At 51.6% G+C, this 25,006-nt stretch carries 18 protein-coding genes and 1 other RNA gene; 10 read left to right on the top strand and 9 right to left on the bottom strand.

Annotated features, from left to right (window positions below; all coding sequences use genetic code 11):
• Positions 1-13 precede the first annotated feature (13 nt).
• The 9 genes from dnaX to ACJMNB_RS11285 all read left to right on the top strand — a co-directional run bounded on the left by dnaX (position 14) and on the right by ACJMNB_RS11285 (position 14,847).
• Positions 14-1,771 carry a DNA polymerase III subunit gamma/tau gene (dnaX, locus tag ACJMNB_RS11325; protein WP_405342503.1) on the top strand — a complete coding sequence of 586 codons (1,758 nt, stop codon included), beginning with the start codon at positions 14-16 and terminating at the stop codon, positions 1,769-1,771.
• 42 nt (positions 1,772-1,813) lie between these two features.
• Entirely contained in the window at positions 1,814-2,122 is a 309-nt protein-coding gene (locus ACJMNB_RS11320; RefSeq protein WP_072800809.1) for a YbaB/EbfC family nucleoid-associated protein, read from the top strand.
• 713 nt (positions 2,123-2,835) lie between these two features.
• Positions 2,836-4,395 carry a S8 family serine peptidase gene (locus tag ACJMNB_RS11315; protein ID WP_405342500.1) on the top strand — a complete coding sequence of 520 codons (1,560 nt, stop codon included), beginning with the start codon at positions 2,836-2,838 and terminating at the stop codon, positions 4,393-4,395.
• 178 nt (positions 4,396-4,573) lie between these two features.
• Positions 4,574-5,989 carry a TolC family protein gene (locus ACJMNB_RS11310; RefSeq protein WP_405342498.1) on the top strand — a complete coding sequence of 472 codons (1,416 nt, stop codon included), beginning with the start codon at positions 4,574-4,576 and terminating at the stop codon, positions 5,987-5,989.
• Positions 5,990-6,008: 19 nt separating this feature from the next.
• Positions 6,009-7,052 carry an efflux RND transporter periplasmic adaptor subunit gene (locus ACJMNB_RS11305; protein ID WP_405342496.1) on the top strand — a complete coding sequence of 348 codons (1,044 nt, stop codon included), beginning with the start codon at positions 6,009-6,011 and terminating at the stop codon, positions 7,050-7,052.
• 11 nt (positions 7,053-7,063) lie between these two features.
• A complete protein-coding gene (locus tag ACJMNB_RS11300; protein ID WP_405342494.1) occupies positions 7,064-10,231 on the top strand; it encodes an efflux RND transporter permease subunit in 3,168 nt (1,055 codons plus the stop codon).
• Positions 10,232-10,381: 150 nt separating this feature from the next.
• On the top strand, positions 10,382-11,644 hold the full coding sequence (locus ACJMNB_RS11295; RefSeq protein ID WP_405342492.1) for a GspE/PulE family protein: 1,263 nt from the start codon (positions 10,382-10,384) through the stop codon (positions 11,642-11,644).
• Positions 11,645-11,772: 128 nt separating this feature from the next.
• A complete protein-coding gene (locus ACJMNB_RS11290) occupies positions 11,773-12,795 on the top strand; it encodes an MlaD family protein (RefSeq protein ID WP_405342490.1) in 1,023 nt (340 codons plus the stop codon).
• A gap of 27 nt (positions 12,796-12,822) precedes the next feature.
• Positions 12,823-14,847 carry an ATP-dependent DNA helicase RecG gene (locus ACJMNB_RS11285; RefSeq protein WP_405342488.1) on the top strand — a complete coding sequence of 675 codons (2,025 nt, stop codon included), beginning with the start codon at positions 12,823-12,825 and terminating at the stop codon, positions 14,845-14,847.
• 11 nt (positions 14,848-14,858) lie between these two features.
• Here ACJMNB_RS11285 and ACJMNB_RS11280 read toward each other — a convergent pair whose 3' ends face one another.
• Positions 14,859-15,164: a hypothetical protein gene (locus ACJMNB_RS11280; RefSeq protein WP_405342486.1), complete on the bottom strand. Its 306-nt coding sequence runs from the start codon at positions 15,162-15,164 to the stop codon at positions 14,859-14,861.
• Between the two features lie 160 nt (positions 15,165-15,324).
• On the opposite strand from ACJMNB_RS11280, the gene ACJMNB_RS11275 reads away from it, so the two are divergent.
• Entirely contained in the window at positions 15,325-16,782 is a 1,458-nt protein-coding gene (locus tag ACJMNB_RS11275; protein ID WP_405342484.1) for a hypothetical protein, read from the top strand.
• 38 nt (positions 16,783-16,820) lie between these two features.
• On the opposite strand, the gene rnpB is transcribed toward ACJMNB_RS11275, so the two are convergent.
• From rnpB to ACJMNB_RS11235, 8 genes are all read right to left on the bottom strand, one after another.
• An RNA gene (gene rnpB, locus ACJMNB_RS11270) (RNase P RNA component class A) lies at positions 16,821-17,192 on the bottom strand.
• Between the two features lie 66 nt (positions 17,193-17,258).
• Positions 17,259-18,596 (bottom strand): carboxylesterase family protein, encoded by a 1,338-nt coding sequence (locus tag ACJMNB_RS11265; protein ID WP_405342482.1) that lies wholly within the window; start codon positions 18,594-18,596, stop codon positions 17,259-17,261.
• A gap of 59 nt (positions 18,597-18,655) precedes the next feature.
• Positions 18,656-18,973, bottom strand: a complete 318-nt coding sequence (locus ACJMNB_RS11260; RefSeq protein WP_405342480.1) for a hypothetical protein — start codon at positions 18,971-18,973, stop codon at positions 18,656-18,658.
• An 18-nt stretch (positions 18,974-18,991) separates the two neighbouring features.
• Complete coding sequence (locus ACJMNB_RS11255) at positions 18,992-20,686, bottom strand: right-handed parallel beta-helix repeat-containing protein (RefSeq protein WP_405342478.1); 1,695 nt, start codon at positions 20,684-20,686, stop codon at positions 18,992-18,994.
• Positions 20,679-21,614: a TIGR02147 family protein gene (locus ACJMNB_RS11250; protein ID WP_405342476.1), complete on the bottom strand. Its 936-nt coding sequence runs from the start codon at positions 21,612-21,614 to the stop codon at positions 20,679-20,681. The genes ACJMNB_RS11255 and ACJMNB_RS11250 overlap by 8 nt, the downstream gene beginning before the upstream one ends.
• Before the next feature lie 146 nt (positions 21,615-21,760).
• Positions 21,761-22,321, bottom strand: coding sequence for a deoxycytidylate deaminase (locus ACJMNB_RS11245; protein WP_405342474.1), 561 nt, complete (start codon positions 22,319-22,321; stop codon positions 21,761-21,763).
• A gap of 178 nt (positions 22,322-22,499) precedes the next feature.
• Positions 22,500-23,978, bottom strand: coding sequence for a ketol-acid reductoisomerase (gene ilvC, locus ACJMNB_RS11240; protein ID WP_405342472.1), 1,479 nt, complete (start codon positions 23,976-23,978; stop codon positions 22,500-22,502).
• Between the two features lie 202 nt (positions 23,979-24,180).
• On the bottom strand, positions 24,181-25,006 hold an 826-nt coding region (locus ACJMNB_RS11235), incomplete at its 5' end, for a fibrobacter succinogenes major paralogous domain-containing protein (RefSeq protein ID WP_405342470.1).

Raw genomic sequence — 25,006 nt, 5'->3', positions numbered from 1 at the left:
TATATTCCCGCGCATGGCATACGTAGCAATGGCCCGAAAGTGGCGTCCGCAATCTTTTTCCGACATGGTCGGCCAGGAACATATCGCAAAGACCCTTCAAAACGCAATTGAAGGCGGCCGTTTGCACCACGCCTTCCTGTTTACCGGAACCCGCGGCGTTGGCAAGACTACCAGTGCCCGTATCCTCGCCCGCACGCTGAACTGCACCGGCGGAGACCCGTTGCATCCCTGCGGACAGTGCGAAAGCTGCAAGGACATTTCGGGCGGGAACCCGATGGACGTCTTTGAAATAGACGCAGCCTCCAATACGGGCGTCGACAACATCCGCGATGTGATTGAGCGCGTGCAGTATCCGCCTGTCATCGGCAAATACAAGATTTTCATTATCGACGAAGTCCACATGCTTTCGACGGGTGCCTTCAACGCCCTCCTCAAGACGCTCGAAGAGCCGCCTGAACATGTGATTTTCATCTTCGCCACCACCGAAGTCAACAAGGTCCCGCAGACCATTTTGAGCCGCGTGCAGCGCTTCGATTTCAAGCGTCTGACCATTGAGCAGATTCGCAGCCGTCTGCGCTACATTTGCGAACAGGAAGGCATCAACGCGACCGACGAAGCCCTGGACATTTTCGCCGAAAAAGCGGACGGCTCCATGCGCGACGGCCTCACCTACTTCGACCAGGCATACGCCTTTACCGGTAACGAAATGAGCGCTGACGCCGTCCGTGGCGTCCTCGGAATTCCGCCGGTGGAACTGTTCTTTACGCTGATTTCGGCTATTGAAGGCCACGACCTCAAGGGTTGTTTCAAGATGGTGGACGAAGCTTGCAAACGCGGCATCGAGTTCACCCCGCTCCTGGACGGTTTCGGCAAGTTCCTTCGCAACCTGCTTTATGCCCGACTCGATGCCTTTACGCCCGACGCCTTGAACATTTCGGAAGAGCTCTACACCAAGTACAAGAGCGTGGTTCCCGAACTCAAGAATGGCGATATCTTGCGCATCAGCAAGCTTTTGATCGACTTGCAGGCAACGCTGCGCTACAGCACGAACCCGCGCCTGCTGGTAGAAACCACATTTGCCCGCATGGCATGGCTCGATAGGCTTACCGACTTGAGGCGAGCGCTTGCCGCCATCAACGACCCGAAAAGCGCCTCCGAAGAGGCGTTAAAAAAAAAAGTAACTGAAGTCCAGAACTATATTGACGCCGAGGAAGAAGCCAAGGCGTTACAGCAACGCGAAGAAAACCCCTTCGCGGCTTTGCAGAATTCCATCGCAGGCCCAAGCAACGGCGACTGCTACAGCCGTTACGAGATTTCTGCCGCCTGGGGCTCCATCAAGTCCAAAATTGCCGATTCCGGCGATTTCGCCTTCTCGGTCGCCCTCAACGACACCGTACTGGAAACTGGCGATTTGAAGGCAACTCCCTTCCCCGTCGCACTGACTTACCTAGGCGACAACGCCAGCGACGCCTGGGGCGTAAAACAGATGGAAGAACACCCCGAGTACATGGACCGTATCAAGCAGATGCTTGAAGACATGCTCCAGACTCCGGTGCTTTTGACCCTGAAAAGCCGCGCCTTCAACGAATCGGAACTCAAGATCCGCAAGCAGGCCCAAATGTCGCCCTACCAGTTGGATTTGGAGAAGGAACCCGGGCTCCAGAAGCTCAAGGAACTCTTTGCCGCCGAACTGATTTACACCCACAGAAGCAGCCGTCCCGTAGCCCCCCAACAGGCCGAAGGCTGCGATGTGGAAAACGAAGAAAACTAGCCCCTTTTACTATATTACCGCAAAAACAACGAGGAAAATACTATGGATATGAGCAAAATGTTGCGTGACCTTCAGAAAATGCAGAGCAAGATGATGAAGGCCCAGAGCGACCTCAAGGCACAAAGTTTCGAAGCCGAAGCCGGCGGCGGAATGGTGAAAGTCGCCATGAACGGTAAGGGTGTTGTCACCATGATCAAGATTAACCCCGATGCCGTCGACAAGGACGACGTGGAAGCTCTCGAAGACTTGCTCATGGCAGCCATCAACGCAGCCGTCAAGAAGAAAGACGAAGCTACCCAGGAAAGCATCAGCGGCATTACCGGCGGCATGAAAATCCCCGGCCTGATGTAACATCAGCATAAATCCAATTTATAAGAACTCTATCTCTTGAACAGCGGGAGTTTCCTGCCAACGAGATATGAGTTCTTTTTTTTATGCCCTCAAGCACAAATCACGCAGTCGTCATACAATAATTAAAAACCATAAAACAAAACACTCCTTTCGCCTTCTATAAGAAGACAAATCGCCACATTTATACCCACAAAGAAATACATTAGCTTGTATACAATTTCTTAATGTTATTGTAAAATTTAAGAATAAAATATTCATTTCAAAATTGGTGATATATATTTAAGAAACCACTAACAAATAAATAAGGAGTGAGAATGAATAAAAAAATCACATCGATAATCGCGATGGGTTGTTTCGGCATTTCTATCGCAGCCACAGCCAACTACGACCTTCTTGGACGCCGCGGGAGTAAAATGAATTCTCCGATGGTCTACAAAGACATCGACTATTCCAAGATGAAGAAGAAAAACGATCAACAAGTCGGTTCTTCGTTAACCTCCAAGGCTTTGGCAAAGGCTACAAATCCTGGATTAAGGGGAGATGCAGATGCCATAACTGGCATATTCAATAACAGAGGCATTGAAAATACCTCACAACCCTATTACATGAAGCGGTATTTTCTACAAGGAACCTATTCTGAAAACTGGTTTAGCGAATTGACAGGATCAAACGGCTATATGGAAAAATCCAACGAGGTATTTATCCCTGTGCCAATGCAACGTACAGAGCCCACAGGGTTTCTGTACGGCACAAGGACAAATCTTCCTACAAGCGCCTATCAGCTCACGACATCGAATTACACATTCAGCGACCCCCAACAGCCATCCCCATACGCCTACTCGAACTACGGCAATACGCAGATGATTACATACATGCCATTTTCTGGCGTCGAAAGCAACGCTCAAAGGTATTCTCTCTGGTGGTACGATTACCCATCATCTCCCCATTATGAATGGGATGACGTCGGCATTTACATGTCCATTGACGCACTTCCGACAAAATTAGACCCCTCAAAATCGGTTCCTTATTTCAAGCTAGCCTCTGGCGAAGTATTTAATCCCACACCCGCATCAGAAATGATGTCCTCTAGGACTTACGACATTCTAAAGGCTTCTACAAAGCATTCAGCAATCTTCGTCGGAAAGGAAAATCCGGTATGGCCTATAGACCACCCTTTAAATCCCGATCATCGCAGTCCCTTGATTTATATGGGAGTTAGAAACCGTCAATACGGGAACGTAGACAACATGGTTGCAAAACAATACTCTTTCGAGTCGATGGCGATTGACAACCTGATTCTCACTACCCGTCGTATAGAAGTTATTGCAGCAGGCAATTTTAATGTTAGAAACAATTCCGGTCACCTGGGCTTAGAAGCTCATGCGGCCAACGCCATTACTGTTGGTGCTGTAGACGCAATCACCAGAAAAATTACGACATACAATTCGACCTATAGCCTATATTGTAAAAAAGGCATTGGTAATTGCAAAGACGGAAACAACGTTTGGGAAGGTTCAAAAAAGCCGGAAATTTACAATTATTCCCATTTCTATTTTGACAACCAGAGCAACAACAATTACCCAAGCGAACAAAAGAGAGTCTACAAAGACAAATCTACAGGAATAGACTATACCTACAATCCGTATTACGACGGTTCAGAAGCCGCAGCAGCCTATACGGCAGGCATGATAGCAAATCTCTTGGCTGCCAACCCGTTCTACCGTTGGCATCCTGAAGTTGTCAAGGCTCTATTACTGTCTTCGGGTGATATCAATATAAACACCCCGTACCCGAATGAAAACCCTGTGACAACAAAGATTCCTTCTTACCGTAGCGTAGTGTTCGATAAGGACCACAATGAAGTATTCCACGAATCACGCTATTGGTTGGGCGAAATCAGCAAGCTGTACACACACAGCACTTCGAACGGCAAAAAGGAAATCCGTTTCTGCGTCAAGCGTCCTACAGACAAGACGAATTTCTCTGCAGCAATTGCCTGGCTGAGCTCCGGTTTTGACATCGATGACGTTCACAGAGTGCCGCAAGATTTCGACCTTTTCGTATACGAAAATAGCACATCTAACGTGAACAACATCGATGTAAATCACCCATTGACAAGCTCTGAAGACGGCATGAACGCATACGAAAAGATTTCATTTACATCAAACGCCAATTATCTTGTATTCCGCATTCTTCTTTGGACCGACAGGACTCCATCGACATCTGAACACATCGATCAGATGGCATTGGGATTCGATGTTGCGGGACTTTAACAATTCTCGCACATAATTTGCGCCAAGCACAAATTTTCACCCCAGCAACCCGTTACCCCAACGGGTTGTTTTTTTATCCCCTAATTTGGGCATTTCGTCCACCAAATCGGCTTTTGACCCTTATATATGGAGCAACTTTTTTTTACATTTGCATCGCAAAAAGTATATAGGAGTAAGAATGCCCAGGCATTTAGCAGCATTATCGGCTATGGCGCTGAGTATCGTAGCCCCGCAATGGGCGGGTGCTACAACCTACACGCGCGACGAAGCAGTCAGGATAGCCCTTGAAAAGTCCTCGGACGTCAAAACTGCCGAAGAAGAAGTCATTTCGGCAAATTCCCAGGTCGATGCCGGTTACGGCAACGCCTTGCCTTCAATCGACCTTGATGCCACCGTCACCCGAATTTTCGGTCTGGACGATGTCAACCCAAGTGACTCTTCGATGGCCATGGAATTGATTTCCTTAGGCCAGGAAAAAGGCTTTGGCGACCCATCTCCGTGGGACGCGATGGCGCTTGGCGCCATCAACGGTGTCGTAAACGGCATGAAATCGCAGGCTTATCGCTGGCAGTCCAGCGTGGGCCTTACCGCCACCCAGATTCTTTACGCCCAAGGTAAAGTCGGCACCGGTATTGAAATCGCCAAGGCCTACAAGCACGTCAAGGAAGTCAACCTTGAAAACACCAAGGCAAACGTCCGCTACAACGTTGAAAACGCCTTTGACCAGCTCATTTTCCTAGATTCATCGATCGTTATCCTGCACCAGTCCAAGGACATGCTTCAGGAAAACCTGAATTTTGTGGAACAGGGGCTCAAGAGCGGCATGATGACCGAACTCGACTTAATTCGCATACAGCTCAAGATGGACCAACTGAACTCACAAATCAACAGCACCGAAAAGAAACGCGTGCTTGCCCGCAATGCCCTGCTTAACACCATGGGCCTTGAATGGGAATCCGAAGTCATGTTCCAGGGGGACCTCCGCGATCCATTGCAGGGCTACACCTACCCCGATACTTCCATGGCGAATGTGAAAAAACGCCGCAAGGAACTGGTGATGCTCGAAGCAAGCGAAGAAATGCTCCAGAAAAACGTTTCTATCGAAGAAGGCGGATACAAGCCCACAATCGTTCTCGTTGGCGGTCTCAAGTACAGCAACAACAAGAACCACTTCTACCAGTGGGACGCTCCGGATTGGGACGACAACATCAACAAGTATGTAGCCTTGAACCTCAAGCTAAACCTCTTTAACGGCATGAAAACCAAGGAAGCGGTCGTTCAGGCAAAATCCAACTTGCGTAGCACCCAAATTCAAAAGGAAACTGCCGAACGCGGATTCCGCGTACAGATTGAATCTTGCGCCAACACGCTCGAAGATGCAAATTCCCAAATCGAAATTGCCAAGCGCCAAATCGACCTGGCTCAAAAGAATTACGACCTGACCAACGACAGTTACAAACTCGGAAGAGAAACCCAGCTGAACCTTCTCAATGCAGAAAACGACCTTCGTACAGCGAAGCTCGGTTACATGCAAGCAATCGTGAATTGGAACCAGGCATACAACGCCCTCCTTCAGGCCACCGGTGAATATTAATAAGAGAGACGAGGAAAGAATGAACAAGACAGTTAAAACCCTCCTGACTATCGCTGTCGCATCGCTGATGCTTGTCGCCTGCGACAAGAAAGAAGAAAATGCCGAAAAGAAGGCTACGACCATCGAAGAAATTCAGAAAGAAAAAGGCAAACCCGCACGCGTGGTAAAGGCCAGCACGGCAAAGCTTACCGATGTCCGCAAGTTCAGCGGCACCATCCAGGGTATCAACCAGAACAGCGCCATCTGCAAGATGGGCGACCCGATTGCAAAGATTAACGTGCAAGTGGGTTCCACCGTGCAGAAAGATCAGGTGATTGCCGAATACCTCTACACGGGCGACAACACCCAATACCAAGAAGCGCAAGAAAAAATCGCTGTTCTTGAAAAAGCAACCGAACGCATGCGTGAGCTCCATGCCAAGGGTGGCGTTAGCCAACAGGACATGGACAGCCAGGAAATGCAACTCAAGGTTGCAAAGATGGGCCTCGAAACCGCCCGCCGCGCAACCTTGATTCTTGCTCCCGAAGCTGGTGTGGTGACCGAAATCAAGTTCAAGGTCGGCCAGACCCCAGGACAGGGCGCTCAGTTTGCAACCATTGCAAAGCTGAACAAGGTTATCTTGAAGCTGAACGTGACCAGCAAGGATATCGGATTCTTCAAGAAGGGCGCAAACGCTACCGTGAAAGTCGCCGACGAAACCTTCACGGGTAAGGTTTCCTTGATTCCGCTGGCAGCAGATCCGACTACCCACTTCTTCCCGGTTGAAATCACGTTCGACAACAAGGCCAAGAAGCTCTTGCCCGGCATGTATGTGACCGCAGAACTGGATGCTCGCCAGGTCGAAGGCATCGTGGTGCCCGCCGAAGCAATCGTTTACCGCAACGGCATTAACATCATTTGGACCGTCACCCCCGAAGGCAAGGCTCTCCGCAAGATCGTGAAGATTGGCGTGCAGACCAAGAACGACATTCAGGTTCTCGAAGGCCTCGAAGGCAACGAAACCATTATTGTTGAAGGCCAGTCCAAGATGAACGACGGCGACAAGGTGCTGGTTGTTGAATAGGAGTTTGCTGAATGATTAAGGCCAGTATCTATAAACCGATTACCATGCTCATGGTCATTTTGACCGTGGTGGTTTTCGGTCTTTATACCTACACAATGATGGTGGTGGACCTGATGCCGAAATTCGACGTTCCCGTGGTCACCGGTACCATCATTTACCAGGGCGCAAACCCTGAAGAAATCGAGACGACCATCATCAAGCCTATCGAAGAACAGGTGGAACTGGTGGACGGTATCGACTACGTGCAGTCCATCTGCCTTGAAAACTACGGTATCGTGGTCGCCATGTTCAACATGGGCGTGAACGTGGACGTGGCTGCAAACGACGTGCGTTCCAAGATTGAACTTGCCGCAGCCGACTTCCCGGACGCTGTGCAGGCTCCGATTATTTCCAAGGTGGACATTAACGGTGCAGCCATTATGTCCATCTCGTTTACCGGTCCGCTGAACTCCACGGAACTCCGCCAGAAGGTGGAAGACGATATTGAACCGTTGTTCACTTCTGTTCCGGGTGTGGCAAGCGTAGACCTGTTCGGTGGTACCACTCGTCAGATTTCGATTGAACTTGATAAAGACAAGATGATCGACCGCAATGTGGATATTTCGACCATCATGGGCATGTTCGGCCAGGCTAACGTAAACCTCCCCGTGGGTGAAGTTGTCGGCAAGCACAAGAATACTTCTGTCCGTACTGCCGGTAAGTTCACAAGCCTCGACGAAATGCGCGACATGGACATTCCGACCAAGACGGGCGTGATTAAGCTTTCTGAAATCGCCGACGTCAAGGACACCGTCGAAAAGATTACTTCTGCTTCTCGCTTTAACGGCATCAACTCTGTTTCTCTCGATATCAAGAAGCGTTCTGACGCTAACGTGGTGGAAGTTTCTAGAGGCGTGCTCAAGCGCATGGCCGAAATCCAGAAGACTTTGCCTGAAGGCTTCGAACTTCACCTGGTTTACGACAAGTCCGAAGCCGTGAACGAAGCTATCGACAACGTGATCCAGAACATCATCATCGCTATCGGCCTTACTTCTGTCTTGTTGCTCTTGTTCCTCGGCAAGTTCTCGACGATGATTATCGCCGCCATTACGATGCCGATTTCCGTGATTGGTGCATTTACGCTCATGTACTTCGCCGGATTCGGCATCAACATGATGTCCCTCATGGCTCTTTCGAGTTCTGTGGGTCTCTTGGTGACGAACTCTATCGTGGTGCTTGAAAATATCAACAACAAGCTGAATCTTGGTTTAGATCCGAAGGAAGCCGCCTACAAGGGCACCAGCGAAATCATGGTGGCCATCATGGCTTCTACGCTGACTAACGTTTGCGTGTTCGTGCCGATTGCATTCATGAAGTCCATTGCAGGTATCTTCTTTAGAACCTTCGGTCTCACCATGGTGTTCGCCACCTTCGTGTCGCTCTTGGTGACCTTCACCTTGACCCCGCTCATGGCTGCCTACTTGTTCAAGGGCAAAAAGCTTGATGAAAACGGAAACGTTATCGAAGGCCAGCGTTCGATAGGAGAAAAGCTATTCGGATTCTTCCCCAAGGTGCTGAATGGTATTCGTTTCGTATACTTGAAGACGCTTTCGTTCTGCCTTTCTGTTCCAGGCGTATTGTTCCAAGTTGTAGCCCTTGTCGCTACGATTTTCCTTGTCGGCGTAATGGCCAAGAACTACCTCACGGTGGAAGTGATGCCTAAGCAGGACCAGGGCATGATTCAAGTGAAGCTTGAAATGCCTGTGGGAACCAACATCGAAACCACAGACAGTGTCGCCCATATTATTGAATCTAGAATCAAGGACGTTCCCGAAATCGTGCATTACAGTATGAACGTGGGAGGTTCTAACGGTATGACGACCACGAACCAGGCCACCATGCGCGTGAAGCTGTTGAAGGACTGGGAAAAGAAGAAGATGCCGGATTGGAAGGGCGGCCATCGCAGCACCGACGAGATTGTGGACTCGCTGCGCCCCTACCTAGCCGACATTCCTGACGCATTCATTTCTATCAAGTCTACCTCCGCTTCCGAAACGAACAACAACTCCGCCGGTGACGTGGTGCTCGAAGTGAGCGGTCTGCACAAGGATTCCGTGGTGAAGGCATCGCAAATCGTGATGGACCGCATCAAGGAAACCATCGACGGTATCGTTGACGTGAAAATGAGCTACGAAGCTGGTAAGCCTGAAATCCGTATGATTCCGAACCGTCAGGCTCTCGCCGATTACGGTGTCACGCTCCAGACCATCGCTACCTACAACTACATTGCAGTGAGCGGTTACGAAGCAGGACAGTTTACCGACGATGGTGAAGAATACGACGTGTATGTGCGCATGATGGAAAAAGACCGTCAGAGCCACAGCGATATCGAAACACTTCCTATCATGACGACCAAGGGTTATGTGAACGCTAACGAACTCTTCTTCATTGAAGACGGTGCAGGTCCGACCCGTATCGACCGTAAACGTAAGCGCACCCGTGTGGACGTTTCCATGAACCTGCTCCCTGGTCACACCACCGGTGAAATCATGGGCAAGGTTGGCAAGCTCGCCGCAGATATGTCTAACGAAGTTCCCGAAGGCATTTCGTTCGGCTTCGGTGGTAACGCTGACATGCAGAATGACATGGTGGCCGAATTCAAGACCGCAATTCTCATGGCTATCATTCTTACCTACATTCTGTTGGTGGCCTTGCTCGAAAGCTTTGCCCAGCCGTTCGTGATTATGACGACGATTCCGATGGGTGCTATCGGTGTGATTCTTTCCCTTATCCTTACGGGCAAGGCTCTTTCGATGATTGCACTCATGGCTATCGTGATGCTTATCGGTGTGGTGGTGAACAACGCCATTCTATTGCTTGACGAAGCTAACAGACTACTCCGAAGCGGCGCCATGGGTAGACGATCAGCCATTTTGACGGCCGGAAAGACCAAGTTCCAGCCGATTGTGCTCGCAACGTTTGCATCTGTGGTGGCCCAGCTTCCGCTGGCATTCGCCCTCGGTGGTAACGTGGCTGCCATGACCCAGCCCATGGGTATCGCATCTGTAGGCGGCTTGATCGTGTCCGCAGTCCTTACCATGTACTTGGTGCCGACCTTCTTCTGGTTGCCGAACGCCATTACCGGCAAGGTGATGAAAAAGGTTGATAAGATTAAAAGAAACAGACACAAGAGTGCATAAAAATTTTAGACAATAGAGAGAGAAGTAGTCCCGGCTCAGCAGAGTCGGGACTTTTTGTAACACGACTCGTTATGACGAGTCGCTTTGGACTAAAAAATTTGCAATCACGTGATTGCACGCTTGTGCGGGAATGTTTTTTATCTTCGCGGTATGGAACCACTGCTTTCTACGAAATGGTGTCGCGAACACGAGATTGCCTTGCTAGGCACTGTGAGCGACATGAAACCACCCTACCCCATCGCCGTCACAAACGACAGCGACGATTTTCTGTTACAAAAAGTGCGGACAGAACTCGGCGCACCTATACAGATCTACATCAAGACCAAGGCCGAGATTTACCAAATCCTGAGCAAAAATTCCGACCGGATTGAAGCGGAGCTTTTCAAGCCCGAACTAGCCCAAACGTCTTCGTGGGAATCGGAGCCCATAATCAACCTTGTTGACAGCCTAATCGAGCAATCCATCAATTTAAAGGCCACAGATATCCACTTGGAGCCCACTGCAGATTCTTTGAGGGTTCGACTGAGACAAGACGGTTTGCTGAACGACTACAAAAGTTTGCCCTTATGGATTAGCGAACCGGTATTGGTCCGATTAAAAATCCTTTCCGAAATCGACATTACAGATAAAAGAATTCCCCACGACGGATCGTTCACCTTTAACGGATTCCACCATAACGCCAATATCCGCGTAAGCACGCTCCCCGTACAGGGTGGCGAAAAATGCGTACTCCGAATTCTTCCGACCACGGGCAAACAGGTTGCCGGACTGTCCGCGCTTCAGTTAAGCCAGCCAAGCTTGCGATTCTTGCAAAATGTATTCAACAGCCCCCAAGGACTCTTTCTTGTTACAGGCCCTACAGGCTCCGGAAAAACCACCACGCTTCACGCCGGGCTCGAAGAAATCTTGCATAAGCAAGTGAACGTCACCACCATCGAAGACCCGGTGGAATACCCGCTAGAAGGGGCCGCCCAAGTGCAGGTGAACGAGAAATGCGGTTTTACCTTCGCCGTCGCGCTCCGAGCCATCTTGCGCCAGGATCCCGATGTAATCATGGTAGGCGAAATCCGCGACAAGGAAACGGCGCAAATCGCCCTCCGCGCTGCCCAAACCGGGCATCTGGTAGTTTCAACATTGCACACCAACTCAGCCAAGGCCGGTTTCACCCGCCTCGAGGACTTGGGCATTTCGCGCACGGCCCTGCAGGAATCGCTCCTGGGCATTATGGCGCAGCGCCTGGTGCGGTGCCGCCCGGCCCAAGGACTCCCCTATTCAGGACGAAGGGCGGTCGTAGAAATCCTTCGGCCCGACGGCACTTACGTTGATGGCACACTCCGCGAAAACGCACTGCACCTAATCAAGAGCGGAATTACAGACGAAGAAGAAATTAAACGGGTAATCGGCGCAATATGAGATGTGGAATATGAGATGTGGAATGTGGAATGTGGAATGTGGGATGTGTAATGTGGAATGTGGGATGTGTTATTATTAATTGTTAATGGTTCATTATTAATTTTTCATTTTTTTCTATATTCTCAGCCATGAAGATTTCCGACCGGACATTGGGCTACATATCGCTCCTGGCCTTGTTCAGCATTTTTGCGATAATCGCCTATTGCATGTGGGATGCCCACCACGAGGCCACCACCATTATCCAGGTCGACTTCGATGAATTGGGCTCCTTGCAGCCCGAAGACCAGGTGGTAATTCGCGGATACACCGTCGGAACCATCGGCAAAGTCCAGTGGCTTGGCGACCGTGCCCGCGTAGAAATCAAGTTCAACCAACCCATCGTGATTCGTGAAGGCACCCAGTTCAACAACATCAACTACGCCATCATGGGTCAACGCAGGCTGGAAATCATTCCATCCAAGACCGGAAAGGTACTCCCCGACGACTACATCCACCAGGGACATTTTGAACCGGGCGTTGCCGAAGTCTTGCGTTACATTGAAAACGTAAACGAACAAGTAGAGACCGTCCGCCAGATTATCTACCTGATAACCAACGGGGACTCCACCCACCGTTCCGCCAGCGACCTGGTAGAATACGTCATCAAGAACGTCGAAGTTACCCTCAGCAACACCGAAAGGGCCCTCCAGACTTTACAACCCGCCCTGAACAATCTCTTTGCCCAAGCCGATGTGGCCAGCAAGAACCTGCACGTAATCACCAAGCAAGCGGACTCCGCCATAGTCACGGTCACCAATACCGTCAACGAAAAGTTGGAACTGGCCGAAAACGCCATGAAGCGAATTTCCGAAGGGGCCGAAAAGACCAACGAAATAATCAACAGCATCGAAGCAGATCCCTTCTACAGCAAGATCCTCTATTCTTCTGAAACGGTGGACAAGGTGAACGAGCTGGTCTCCAAGCTCAACGAAATCGTACGGGCCATCGACACCAAGGGAATCAAGATTCTCGATGAAAACGGAAATCCGGTCAAGCCCTTCGCATGGAAGAACATTAACCTTATCGGAAAGACAGCCCGAGAAAAGGCCCGCGAACGCGCCGAAAAAGCCAGCCTCAATAAAGTCCAAAACGATAGCGCCCAGAGCGAGTAGGCCATGGACTTAAGTAACCTTCCCAAAATGGGACCCAAAAGCCTTGAGGCTCTCAAGTCTGCAGGCATCGTTTCGCTTTCAGATTTTCTGTACAATATTCCCCGCACCTACCTGGACCAGACTAAGGTCAGCTCTATCGGGAACCTGCATGTGGGCGAACGGGCTGTCGTTATCGGCAAGATTATTCGCGGAGGAGTCATTCGCGGTCGAGGCAGCCGATTTGTGGCAACCCTTGCCGACGGCACGGGCGAAATCACCCTTACTTTTTTCAAGGGTGCCTCGTACCAGAGCAGGCGCCTGCAGCCGGGCACACGCTGGCTTGCAACGGGCGTCGTAGGAGAATACCGCGGGCTCCAGATGACGCACCCCGACATGCAGCCCATGGACGAAGACGAGCAGTTCAGCGGCCAGATCCTGCCGGTGTATTCCATGACCGAGGCCATGGTCAAGGCCCGCATTACGCAAAAGGCGTTGCGCAACTGGTACAGCGTTATCTTTCACTTTCCGGCACTGACGATTTCGGGAATTTGCCCCAAGGAACTGACGGACTATTTGCATTTTAACGCGGTGCTGAACAACCTGCGGGTATTGCACAAGCCCGCCGACTTTGACTCCATTCGCAAAGCCAAGCGGGAACTGAAAGTTCTTGAACTGCTCCCCTTCTGCCTGCGCATGGTGAAGCGGCGCGAGAACCAGAAGGTTCGCGGGCACGAAAGACAAATTGACTTGGGCCAGGTCATGCTCGCCAAGTCGCGCTTGCCGTTCAATTTGACCGGCGGGCAGGACGCGGCGCTGAACCGCATCATCGACGGTCTGAACGGAAAGAAGCAATTCCACGCCTTATTGCAGGGTGACGTGGGCTGCGGCAAGACGGTGGTTGCCCTGCTCGCCATGCTGGCCGTGTGCGGCGCTGGCGAGCAATGCGCATTGATGGTGCCCACCGACATTTTGGCACGCCAACACTTTAAGCAGATGAAACCCTTCTTTGAGGCAGCAGGAATGCGCATCCAACTGTTAGTTGGGGCAACCCCCGCCGCCGAGAAACGCCAGATTCTGGGCGAACTGCAAATGGGGCTTTGCCAGGCAGTGATTGGCACCCATGCGCTTTTCTCGAAGGATGTAACGTTTGCAAAGCTCGGATTCGTGATTATCGATGAACAGCACCGCTTTGGCGTGAACCAGCGCGAAGCCCTGCTTTCGAAGGGCGAATACCCCGACTTGCTCGTCATGAGCGCAACCCCGATTCCCCGAAGCCTCGCCATGACTTTATACGGTGACCTTCAGGTGATTTCAATCAAGGAAAAGCCCGCCGGAAGAAAGCCCGTCAAGACGCGCCTTGTAAGCCCCGACAAGCGAAACGACATGAAGAAATTCATTTGCAGCGAGGCCAAAGGCGGAAATCTTTGTTACTGGATCGTGAGCCGCGTCGGTAGCGACGACGAAGGCAACTCCCGCAGCGTCGAAGACGTGGTGAACGAACTCCGCGCATTTGATTCCGATGTTGTCGTTGAAGGCATTCATGGCCAGATGGACGAAGAAGAACGGGACGCAATCCTTAAGCGATTCGCCGCCGGAGAAGTCCATATTCTTGTGGCTACCACCGTCATCGAAGTCGGCGTGAACGTGCCCGAGGCAAACATCATGGCGATCGACCAGCCCGACCGTTTCGGGCTGGCGCAGCTGCACCAGCTGCGCGGCCGTGTTGGCCGTGGCGATGTGCAGGCCTGGTGTTTCTTGATGCTCCCGGACAACACGGTAGTCGATAACACCCTGGAACGCCTGACTCAATTCAGCCACACCGACGACGGCTTTGAAATCGCAGAGCTTGACTTGCAGACTCGCGGCGCCGGCAACCTGGAAGGCAACGAGCAGAGCGGCAGCTGGGTTTTCCGCTGGTTCGACTGGATTGCCGACCAGGAACTCATCGCCCAGACCTTGCAGATGGCCGAAACCATCTTAAAAGACAAGGACTCCTTCGACGAAGAAGCCCGTGAAAAAATCCAGCTGTGGTATAGCGAAAAGAAATCCGCCAACGAAGACGGCGTGCATTAACGCACTTATCGTTACTCTAACATCGGGGCGACCGTCAGAATGACAAGCCCGATCAAGACCACGTTCAAGAAGAAAAAGGAACGCCGTACGATTTTATAGAACAGCGGCAACCAGTGAAACACATGGTCGCTGGGTTGCACCAGTTCCTTGAAACCAAGAAACACGCTGATGGCACCGGTAACAATCATCATCATGGCGCCCACGAAATAACCTTCGTTCCACACGGCAACCGTAAGGATAATTCCCATTAGCATGGCAATTACGCCAATGGCGGCTTCGATGCGTAGAATCAATTTATTCAGTTTTTCTTTATTCAATGTATTTCCTCAGCGGTAGAGTTATAAATATAAAAATTAATCCGGGCCACAAATTACGATGTTGATACCGATTTGTTACCGTAACAACAACGGAAGTAAAACATAATAACGATTTTTTTACAGTGTTTCTAACTTTGGGTCGCCTCAATTAGGAACCCCTATGAAAGCCCATAAAATATTCGTGATTACGGGAGCAATCGCAGCCAATGTCATGGCCGGCGGTTTAAATACAAACACCAACCAGTCCATTGCCTACCAGCGAAACGTAGCCCGCTACGCAACGACTGAAAACGATGCGCCCTATTTCAATCCGGCTGGGACCGCATTCATGAAAGACGGCTGGCATCTATCCCTGAACTCCCAGGCATTCTGGCAGAGCCGCAGCACCGTTACAGAAAGCCCGCTCTTCGATGGCGAAAAGAAATTTGAGGGAAAAGCCCAGATACCCGCCATGCCCAGCATTCACGCCGCATGGCATCACGGCAAGTTGGCCATTTCCGGCTACTTCGGCATTCTTGGCGGTGGCGGAAAGCTGAACTATACCAAGGGCATTCCTTCTTTCGAAGCTGCAGTCGCCCAAATTCCGGGACTGCTTTCCCAAAACGGGCTTGAAACCTCTGCATACGATGTAGACCTTTCCCTTAAGGGAACCTCGTATGTGTACGGCATCGGGCTGGGCGCCGCCTACCAAATCAACGACATGTTCTCGGCCTACCTGGGTGCCAAATTCAGCTACGCCACCAACCATTACGAAGGCAAGCTCAAGAACGTGCAAGTCAATCCGAAAAATGCACAGCTCGGATTGAAAGGCGACATGGTCAAGGCCGCTGCCACATTCAACGCCCTCTCTGACGCCTTAGCAGAAAAAGCAGAGCAGGCCGCTGGCGCCGCCAAGCAATACGCAGCCGCCGGAGACATGCAAACTGCAGCCCAATACGAAGCCCAGGCCAAAGAACTCATCATCAAGTCCAAGACCCTCGAAAGCGTGGCAGAACAAGTTTCTGACCGGGAACTGGACGTAGATCAAACCGGCTGGGGAATCACGCCCGTCGCAGGCATCGCCTTCAAATACAAGCGCTTGACCGCAGGCCTCAAACTTGAATACAACACCTCTATCGAAATGGAAAACGACACCAAGGTTAACGAAGTCGGCCTCGCCAACTACGATGACGGTGTCAAAGCCAACAGCGACATTCCTGCATCGATTTACATGGGAATCACCTACGCCATGTTGGACAATTTCCGCGTCAGCGCCGGATACGGTCACTGGTTTGACTGGTACGCCGATTTGCCCGGCAACCAAGAGCACCACGCCGACGGTACCGACGAATACCTGGCCGGTATGGAATTCGACTTCCTTTCTCGCTGGACCGTTAGCGGTGGCCTCCAGTATTCCAGATACCATCTGGATGACAAGTACCTGAGCGACATGAACATCATGCTGGATAACGTCACCCTCGGCTGCGGATTTGCCTTCCGCGCCACAGACTGGGTCAAGTTCAATGTCGGCTACTTCCACACAATTTACCAGGACTGGACCGAAAAAGAGACCTACGGCAAGAACACCTACAAGCGTACGAGCCGCGGCATCGGCATCGGCGCAGACCTAGATTTCTAAGAAAAAGGAGAAGACCCCTGCTCACCGCAGAGGTCTTCATTTAAGGGGCAGTTGTAAGCCGGGTTTTGTACCTTCTTGCGAAGGCGATGACCATCTCTCTGGACGAATCGTTACCGACCGCCTCAAGCAACCTACCCGAATTCCAGCTGGTGCGGGCCGCCCCAGGTTCACTTGCGTGAACGGAATTCTGCTTGGTCTTGCACCGGATGAGGTTTACCGTGCCACTCCTGTCACCAGGAGCGCGGTGAGCTCTTACCTCGCCATTTCACCCTTACCTGCCTTGCGGCCGGCGGTTTACTTTCTGTTGCACTTTCTGTCGTGTTTCCACGCCTGGACGTTATCCAGCATCCTGCCCTGCGGTGCCCGGACTTTCCTCCAGCATTGCTGCCGGCGGCCATCCGCCACCCCACCCCAAATATAGAAAAACGCCCTCCGAAATGAAAGGGCGCTTCATAAAGTTTAGAATTTGGCGTTTTTTAGCGAGAAAGGCCAAAACGGATGGGGCGTTCACCCTTCACTCGGAGCACGTACACACCGCGATCAAGGTCGCTCAATTCAACTGTTTCGCCAGCAGAGACGGCACCGTTCTTGACGATACGGCCACGCAAATCCGTCACGGCGTAGGCAAGGTTACTTCCCTTCGCCACCGTAAAGCTCAAGTTGTTTTCACCCATGCGGAGTGCAGACGGCTTAGCCAAAGCCACCACAATGCGGTCGGCAACAGCAGGCTTCTGAGTCAGGCCATAAAGGAAATCAAAGACCTTCTTTTGCACCTTCACGTCGTAATCTTCGTAGTCGTAAAATTCGTGGGGCTGACCTTCGACAAAATAGGTATCGTGTTCCACATTGTTTGCCGTAAGTACCGAGTCAATCACGTAGCTACCGTAAAGAGTCGGAGTATTCACATGGAAAGCGAGTGCACTCACCGTTGCAGCAGCAGAAGGCATCAGGTTTTCAAGAACAGCGGCAATGTTGCCCAACGGGCGGCCCGTCTTCCAGACGACCGTACTATCAGCCTTACCATGAACCAAGAGAACCGGCTTTTTCACGTCTTCGATAATCTTAGGATCGTGAACGGCACCCCACAAGGCAGCCACAGCATTCGCCTGAGAGCCATAACCCTGCTCGCCATAAGCATCGAGCGCGCCCAAATTCGGTTTCGTCTTAGCTGCCGGCGGGATTTCGGATTCCTTGTCCATGTAAATGTTTTCGAGAGAAAGGATAGCGCCTGCGCTATTGCCAATCAAATAAACGCGATCCGGGTCAATGCCCAATTTATCGGCGTTAGCCCTAATGTAGCGGACTGCGGCACGAACATCCTGAATTCCGCGGTACACCGTTCTCGAAAAATCGAGGCTATCGACGGTGAGAGCCTTGTCCTTGATGACGGCCGTAATACCCAAGCGGTACTGCACAGCAGCCGTCACGAATCCGCGAGCGGCCAAAGAGTCACAATAAGTAACCGTGTGCTGGTCATAATCGTTCTTGGAACCAGCAGCAAAGGCACCGCCGTGCATCACCAAAACCACCGGGCGCTTCTTTTCAGTGTCTTTTTTCGGCTGGTAAATATCCATCTTCAAGGTGACTTCGGTAAGGTCGGTCTCGTTTTCGTAAAGATAAACGGCCATGCCATTCCCAGTCATCGAAGAAAGCACCAATGCAGTCGAAATGGAATTGAGCGTCTTGAGGTGTTTGACGTTGGAAGCGTAGGTGACATCTCTTTCAACAGAGACATCGAACATGCGGTCTTTGTAACGTTCTGCGGCACCGGCAAAGGCAACCGCGACAGCGATAAGCAGGGCTAGTTTCTTCATATAATCTCCTTACGCGCCAAATATAGCTAAAGGAGATGATTTTGTCTGCAAAAAGCCGATTAAGAATTCGGCTTATTTTCGGAGGCCTTTTTTGCTTCCAGTTCCTTTTGCTTGCGCAAGATTGCTTCGCGGGCAAGTTCCGCCTTCGTCTTCTTTTCTGCAAACAAGTTATCCAGAGCCGAGACGGCCTTGCCGTCGGCATCCTTGGCTCGGGAATTGAAGAACACCGCCAGCAAGAAAAAGACAACCAGGTAACAGGCAACCGCAGACAACAGCGCTACGATTTCGGAACCCGAGGCCGCCTCTACCTTCAGGTAGAGAACAATGGACAAGGGAATAGCGAGCATGAACAAGAATGCGGGCAATTTTTCTTTCATAGTCGCTAAAGTAGAAAATTAACGCGTACCAGCTTGCTTTTTGACCAGCAAGGCAAGGCCCACATCGGCATCATCGGCGGTATACTTATAGTCGGGCTTGTAACCGCGGGCATCGCCTTCCACAAAGCCATCGCCAGAAACCAGCTTGTTGTCGACCATGTTCACGAAGCCCACCGTAGAATCGACCGGAGAGCCGTCTTCGTAGTACCAGCGGTAAAGCGTAACGGGCATTTCGTTGTTGAAGATATTCTTTTCCACCAGGCAGCGGGCAGAATCGGAGCACACCACGCCCGACTTTTCAACAACGTCAAAGAAGTTGTTATAAGCGTGGAGTTCTCCCCCATGAGCAAGGATGCCGTCATCGGTCATAGATGCAAAGTAATTGTGATGCGTAGTCAGGCTCTGCGCCGTATCCATGATGATATCGCCAGCCAAGCCAAAGAGCACGCCCGTCTGGGCGTTTTCAAAGCGCGACCAAGAAATCGTCACGTTGTGGGAACCACGCTTCACATCGACTTCGACCAGCGGGTATTCTTCGAACACGCAGTGATCCACCCAGATATGATGGGATCCGTTATGAATGGAAAGGGCCCTGCGGGATGTAGTATCCTGCACCGTAATGGACGGAGCCGAGAATGTCAGGTTTTCAAAAACCAGGTTGCTGGAAACATCGGTGAGCACACCCATGCCCGTAATGCGAATGTTACGGCCGCGGCCGTCGAACGTCTTGTCAGATTTAAGGCGAAGCGGGGCCTGCAAATTATAGACGCCGTCCTTCTCGAAAAGAATCCAGGTCGGTCCTTCCTTGTAAGCGCATTCACGCAACGAACCCGGAGCGATTACCGCCATCGTCGCCGCATTGCCCGCCGAATCCACATCCGTCGAATCTTCGACAATCACATAGTCTTCGGTAGTCGTCACCAAGCAGATTTCACCTTCGGCCTTGCTAATCTTGCCAGTACTGTCCGTCAAACCGCCAGCCCCAAGGACACCCTTGGCGTAGCCGTCAGCTTGAGCCAACAGCGCACTGTGCTTGCTCCAATCGGCACCGGGGTAATCACTGGTTGCAGCATCTGCAGGCTTGACCACATCCACTGTAGAATCGGAACAATCTACATACAGCGTATCGCCAGTCATCGAAGCCACCTTGGCCGATCCAGCCTCACGCGGATCGCCGAACTGGACTTCAAAACTCCCTGACGGCAACGAATCGATTACAAAATGTCCCGTACTATCGGGAATCACGAACCGGTCCAGCCCCGCAATACGAATCACGGGAGCGGAATCCCCAAGCAGCACATAGCCTTCAATAGAAGACAGTTCACCCAGCTTGATAGTATCGACTTTAGACGAATCCGCACCCAGAGCGTAACTATGGACAGCCCCCGCCGCAGACGTTCCGTCTACATGGCGGGCTTCAATCGTATAGTCCCCCGGTTCCATGGGAATTTCAACGAAACCATTCTCGTCCGTTTCTTTCCATTCGGCCAAGCGCTTTCCATCGGAAAGGTAATCTTCCGGCAGGGCTCGCACGCGGGCATAGGCGGCAGGATTCCCAGCCAGTTCAATCTGCAACGTGATAGCAATTGTAGACTCGGCTTCGGTTCCGCCGGCCACATCCTTTTTGTCGTTGCTACAGGCCGAAAGCAGGCCCGCCCCGAGCAAGGCGGCAAAGCCTGCGCCCAGCGTTCTATACAAAACCAACTTACGCATCTTCACCCCCAACCATAGCCTCACCCACCTGTTGTTCCTGAGCGACAACAGCTTCGTCGGCGATTTCCATTCCGCGAATACGGCGTTTGCGGCCCCTACGCTGCGGAGGCGGATAGGGGTCCGAAAGCGGGAACAGCTGCATTCCCAGCTGGAACACGCGATTAGGCTTTGCGCACTGCCCCACCTTCGCAAGAATTTCGCGGCGGAAACGGCGCACCATTTCTACCAGTTCCTTGTAGGTGTCCTCATCGCAAGCGAATGCCAGCGTCGACAAGTTGCGTTCAGTTCTGCCAAAGCGGTCCATGGCGTCTTGCGCCACATTCAAATTCTGCTGGATGTAGGAATTCACCGCCGTATTGAAAGATTCGGAACCGCTAGAAATCAGGCCTTGGGTCTGTTCATAAAAACCCGTCTGCTCGTTCTTCTTGATCATCGAGAGGCGTTCCAACAGGGCTATCGAAGAACGCACCTGGGATGCCGTAATGGGCGGGCGCACCATCAGGCCTAACGCAGCATCGTCCCCCACGTAGGGGTAAAAAGTCACCAGTTCGCGAATCACCGCATGGTACCAGTGGTCAAAATATTCGAACTGGTCCTTGGCCACGTTTTCGACCTTGCATTCCTTGGTGGCCACCAGCTTTTCCAGGTACTGACGGCTTTCGGAATGGTTTTTGGCCTGGTTAAACGCCACCATGTCGGCAAAATACGACTTCTCGCGGGCGTCGTTACAGAAAATATCGGCAAACACCGACACCAGGCGGCTGGTCAAGTTACGCTTGCCCTGCAAAATCTTGTTGAACATGGACGCATCGAAGCCTGCCCGCTCGGCAATGTAGCGGTGACTGAAACGCCAGTCTCCTTTATGGCGTTCCTCATAGGCATCGCGCAAAAAGTCGCGATAGTTCAAATATTCAAAAAGATTGACCATATTGTCAAAACCCTGAAAATAAAGCTCCCTAACGGTTCTTTAGACAATATAACATATTTACGCCCAAAAGTCCACACTTTCACAAATAAAAAGTCCACGTTTGTAACCGTGGACACATTAAATGCTTGCAAAACGGGCAAAAATGCTTATTTCTGCGGTTTTGAAACCACCGGTCGGATGCGTTTGCCGCACAGGGTCACCACGATTCCGGCCTGCGCGAACATGTAATAAGCCGTATCGCGGCTATTGTTCAATGTAGACTTCGGATCGTAATCGTCCTTGGTCACGAACACTTCGGCAACGCCCGAAAGGCTCACATCCAGAGCGCAACGTTCGCAAGGGAAACCGATCACGTAGAGCTTGGATCCCGGAGGAACCTTGCCGCGAGCATAGTGCAGCGCGTTGATTTCGGCATGCACCATGAACGGGTACTTGTTGGCCTCGAACTCATGATGGCTCAGGACTTCGCCCGAATCGGCATCCAGCAAATCGTAAGCCAGCAACTGCTTTTCGCGGGTGTAGGGCACCGTCTCGTCGTCAAAGCCAGCCGGGGCACCGTTGTAGCCCGTGCTGATCACACGGCCGTCGGCACTTACCAACACCGCCCCCATCTGGGTATTCTGGTCTTTAGAAAGGCGCGCCTGGGCGCACATCATCTGGGTATAGACTTCGTCACGAAGCTTGCTGCGGGATTCTGATTTATTCATGCAATAAAATATAGTCAAAGGTTTATAGTCGCTAACCTATAGCTATATGAAAAGCCCGCCGTTTCCGGCGAGCTTTTCTAAACTTTTTCCGCTAAGTATAAGCGAGCAGAACGAGGCGTGGTTGCGCGTAGCGTACTAAAACGTACGTGAGCGCAACCGCAACGAAGTTATGCGAAGCTTAGACGACGCGGGTCATGCCGGACATGCGTTCGCGGAGCCAAGCACCGATTTCTTCCACCGGATGCTGACGGATGTTCTTGTTCACCTTGATGAGTTCTTCGTTATCCACAGCGGTGGTCTTGCCTTCGCCGTAGATAGCGCCGATGTCGTCCTTCTTCACTTCGTTCTTCATGAAGTCAGCGAGGAGAGGCACGCACTTGTTGGCGAAGAGGTAGCAACCGTATTCAGCGGTGTCGCTGATCACGCGGTTCATTTCGAACAACTTCTTACGAGCGATGAGGTTTGCAATGAGCGGAGTTTCGTGGAGGGATTCGTAGTAAGCGCTCATCGGCTTGATGCCCACGGAGCACATGGTTTCGAATGCGAGTTCCACACCGGCCTTGATCATAGCGGTCATGAGAACGCCACGGTCGAAGTATTCCTGTTCAGAGATAGCCTTATCGGTAGCGGCAACCTTTTCGAATTCGAGTTCGCCGGTTTCGCCACGCCACTTGAGGAGGTCCTTGTCGCCGGCTTCCCAGTCGACCATCATGGTGCTGGAGAACTTACCGGAGATGATGTTGTCCTGGTGTTCCTGATAGAGCGGCTTCATGATGACCTTCATCTTTTCGGCGAGTTCCGTTGCGCGGATCTTGGCCGGGTTGGAGAGACGGTCCATCATGTTGGTGATGCCACCATGCTTCAGGGCTTCGGAAATGGTTTCCCAACCGTACTGGAGCAGCTTGACTGCGTAAGCCGGTTCAACGCCGAATTCCTTGACCATCTTGTCGTAGCAGAGGATGGTGCCGGTCTGGAGCATACCGCAAAGGATGGTCTGTTCGCCCATGAGGTCAGACTTCACTTCGGCAACGAAAGAGCTTTCGAGAACGCCCGGACGGTCGGCATGGAGACCAGCGGCGTAAGCCTTGGCATAGTCCCAACCCTTACCTTCGGGGTCGTTTTCCGGGTGCACAGCGATCAAGCAGGGCATACCGAAACCGCGAACGTATTCGCTACGGACTTCGGAACCCGGACCCTTCGGGGCCACCATAATCACGGTGATGTCCTTACGGATTTCCTGGCCTTCTTCCACGATATTGAAGCCGTGGCTGTAAGAGAGGGCGGCGCCTTTCTTCATGAGCTTCATGATGGCCGGAATCACGTTGTGGTGCTGCTTGTCCGGTGTGAGGTTGCAAACGAGGTCTGCATCCGGAATCATTTCTTCGTAGGTACCGACCTTGAAGCCGTTTTCAGTAGCGTTCTTCCAGGACTGGCGCTTCTGTTCGATGGCTTCCTTGCGGAGCGTGTAAGAGACGTCGAGGCCGCTATCGCGCAGGTCGAGACCCTGATGGAGACCCTGGGCACCGCAACCGACGAACACGATCTTCTTGCCCTTGAGGGCTTCAACACCACGGCTGAATTCAGAATGTTCCATGAAACGGCAGTGGCCAATTTCTTCGAGTTGGCGACGCATAGGGATAGAATTGAAATAATTCATTTTTTGAACCTCTGTTAAATAAATTGTTCCGGGCGAAAATATAGCAAAAAAACACAAAGGGGGGATGTTCCCCCCTGATTGCAGCCGCCTTGTCCGCCCAACGAACTGTCTTCCCCGCCTCCGAGCGGGGACCACCTTTTCCATCTGTGTCCAAGCCGTCTTCCATACACCCCCTCTGCGGGGACACCCCGTAACGCCCCGATCAATCCTTTAGGCAACGGACAGAATACGCGCGGTCCTTATCGACACCCGCAGTTTGCACATAATCGAAGTCATAGGCAAAGAACTGGACCACCGCTCTGTTATAGCATTCAGAGGAACTCCAGAAGTACGCGCGCTCGCCCACGTCGTAGTAATAATCCTTTTTAGCAGTCCTATAATCGGCAGGCAACACCGAGAACCCGAAAGCGTCCGTACCATTGCCACCGTTATACCAACCAGATGTAGACTTGAGAACCAAGGCAGCGGTTCCACCTCCGCCAACGGCCTTGAATAACGCATCCCATTCCGCCTCGCTAGGCAGATGCCAACCATCAGGGCATACGCCACGCTCCTTGACATTCGCGCTCCAGATTCCCGTACTGTCCATAGCGGCACTCCACAGGTAGAGGCGTCCATAGTCGACACAGAACCTATCATCGTTCTTGAAACAGAAACTAGAGGAATCTTCGTCCGCCGTCGGTTCCAGATAGGCGTAGTTCAGATTCTGGGCCATCCACCACTGGTCACCAATTTTAACAGTCTTGTAAATTTGCCCATCACGGTCATCAATCAACTCTCCATATTCACAATTATCTTCTGTTTCCGTTTTACATCCAATTTCAGAACTCGACGAAACACTATCCACACTACTGCTAGACGTTCTAGTCTTTTCGCTAGAACTAGATTGCTTTGCTCCGTTCTGGGATACATTCGAAGAAGACGATTCAACACCCGGGTCATCATTCGGCCCTGCAGACGCCGACGAACTGTCATCGCACCCGACAACAGCAAACGCCACCAAACCCATCGCCACAAGAAACTTTTTC

The sequence above is a fragment of the Fibrobacter sp. genome (assembly GCF_045131395.1).
Lineage (GTDB): Bacteria > Fibrobacterota > Fibrobacteria > Fibrobacterales > Fibrobacteraceae > Fibrobacter.
This window is presented reverse-complemented; position numbering and strand designations above follow the sequence as displayed.

What these genes read in the sequence shown, in the direction of transcription:
- dnaX (WP_405342503.1), top strand. Translation starts at nt 14, where the DNA reads ATGGCATACGTAGCAATGGCCCGAAAGTGGCGTCCGCAATCTTTTTCC.
- ACJMNB_RS11320 (WP_072800809.1), top strand. Translation starts at nt 1,814, where the DNA reads ATGGATATGAGCAAAATGTTGCGTGACCTTCAGAAAATGCAGAGCAAG.
- ACJMNB_RS11315 (WP_405342500.1), top strand. Translation starts at nt 2,836, where the DNA reads ATGCAACGTACAGAGCCCACAGGGTTTCTGTACGGCACAAGGACAAAT.
- ACJMNB_RS11310 (WP_405342498.1), top strand. Translation starts at nt 4,574, where the DNA reads ATGCCCAGGCATTTAGCAGCATTATCGGCTATGGCGCTGAGTATCGTA.
- ACJMNB_RS11305 (WP_405342496.1), top strand. Translation starts at nt 6,009, where the DNA reads ATGAACAAGACAGTTAAAACCCTCCTGACTATCGCTGTCGCATCGCTG.
- ACJMNB_RS11300 (WP_405342494.1), top strand. Translation starts at nt 7,064, where the DNA reads ATGATTAAGGCCAGTATCTATAAACCGATTACCATGCTCATGGTCATT.
- ACJMNB_RS11295 (WP_405342492.1), top strand. Translation starts at nt 10,382, where the DNA reads ATGGAACCACTGCTTTCTACGAAATGGTGTCGCGAACACGAGATTGCC.
- ACJMNB_RS11290 (WP_405342490.1), top strand. Translation starts at nt 11,773, where the DNA reads ATGAAGATTTCCGACCGGACATTGGGCTACATATCGCTCCTGGCCTTG.
- ACJMNB_RS11285 (WP_405342488.1), top strand. Translation starts at nt 12,823, where the DNA reads ATGGGACCCAAAAGCCTTGAGGCTCTCAAGTCTGCAGGCATCGTTTCG.
- ACJMNB_RS11275 (WP_405342484.1), top strand. Translation starts at nt 15,325, where the DNA reads ATGAAAGCCCATAAAATATTCGTGATTACGGGAGCAATCGCAGCCAAT.
- ACJMNB_RS11265 (WP_405342482.1), bottom strand. Translation starts at nt 18,596, where the DNA reads ATGAAGAAACTAGCCCTGCTTATCGCTGTCGCGGTTGCCTTTGCCGGT.
- ACJMNB_RS11260 (WP_405342480.1), bottom strand. Translation starts at nt 18,973, where the DNA reads ATGAAAGAAAAATTGCCCGCATTCTTGTTCATGCTCGCTATTCCCTTG.
- ACJMNB_RS11255 (WP_405342478.1), bottom strand. Translation starts at nt 20,686, where the DNA reads ATGCGTAAGTTGGTTTTGTATAGAACGCTGGGCGCAGGCTTTGCCGCC.
- ACJMNB_RS11250 (WP_405342476.1), bottom strand. Translation starts at nt 21,614, where the DNA reads ATGGTCAATCTTTTTGAATATTTGAACTATCGCGACTTTTTGCGCGAT.
- ACJMNB_RS11245 (WP_405342474.1), bottom strand. Translation starts at nt 22,321, where the DNA reads ATGAATAAATCAGAATCCCGCAGCAAGCTTCGTGACGAAGTCTATACC.
- ilvC (WP_405342472.1), bottom strand. Translation starts at nt 23,978, where the DNA reads ATGAATTATTTCAATTCTATCCCTATGCGTCGCCAACTCGAAGAAATT.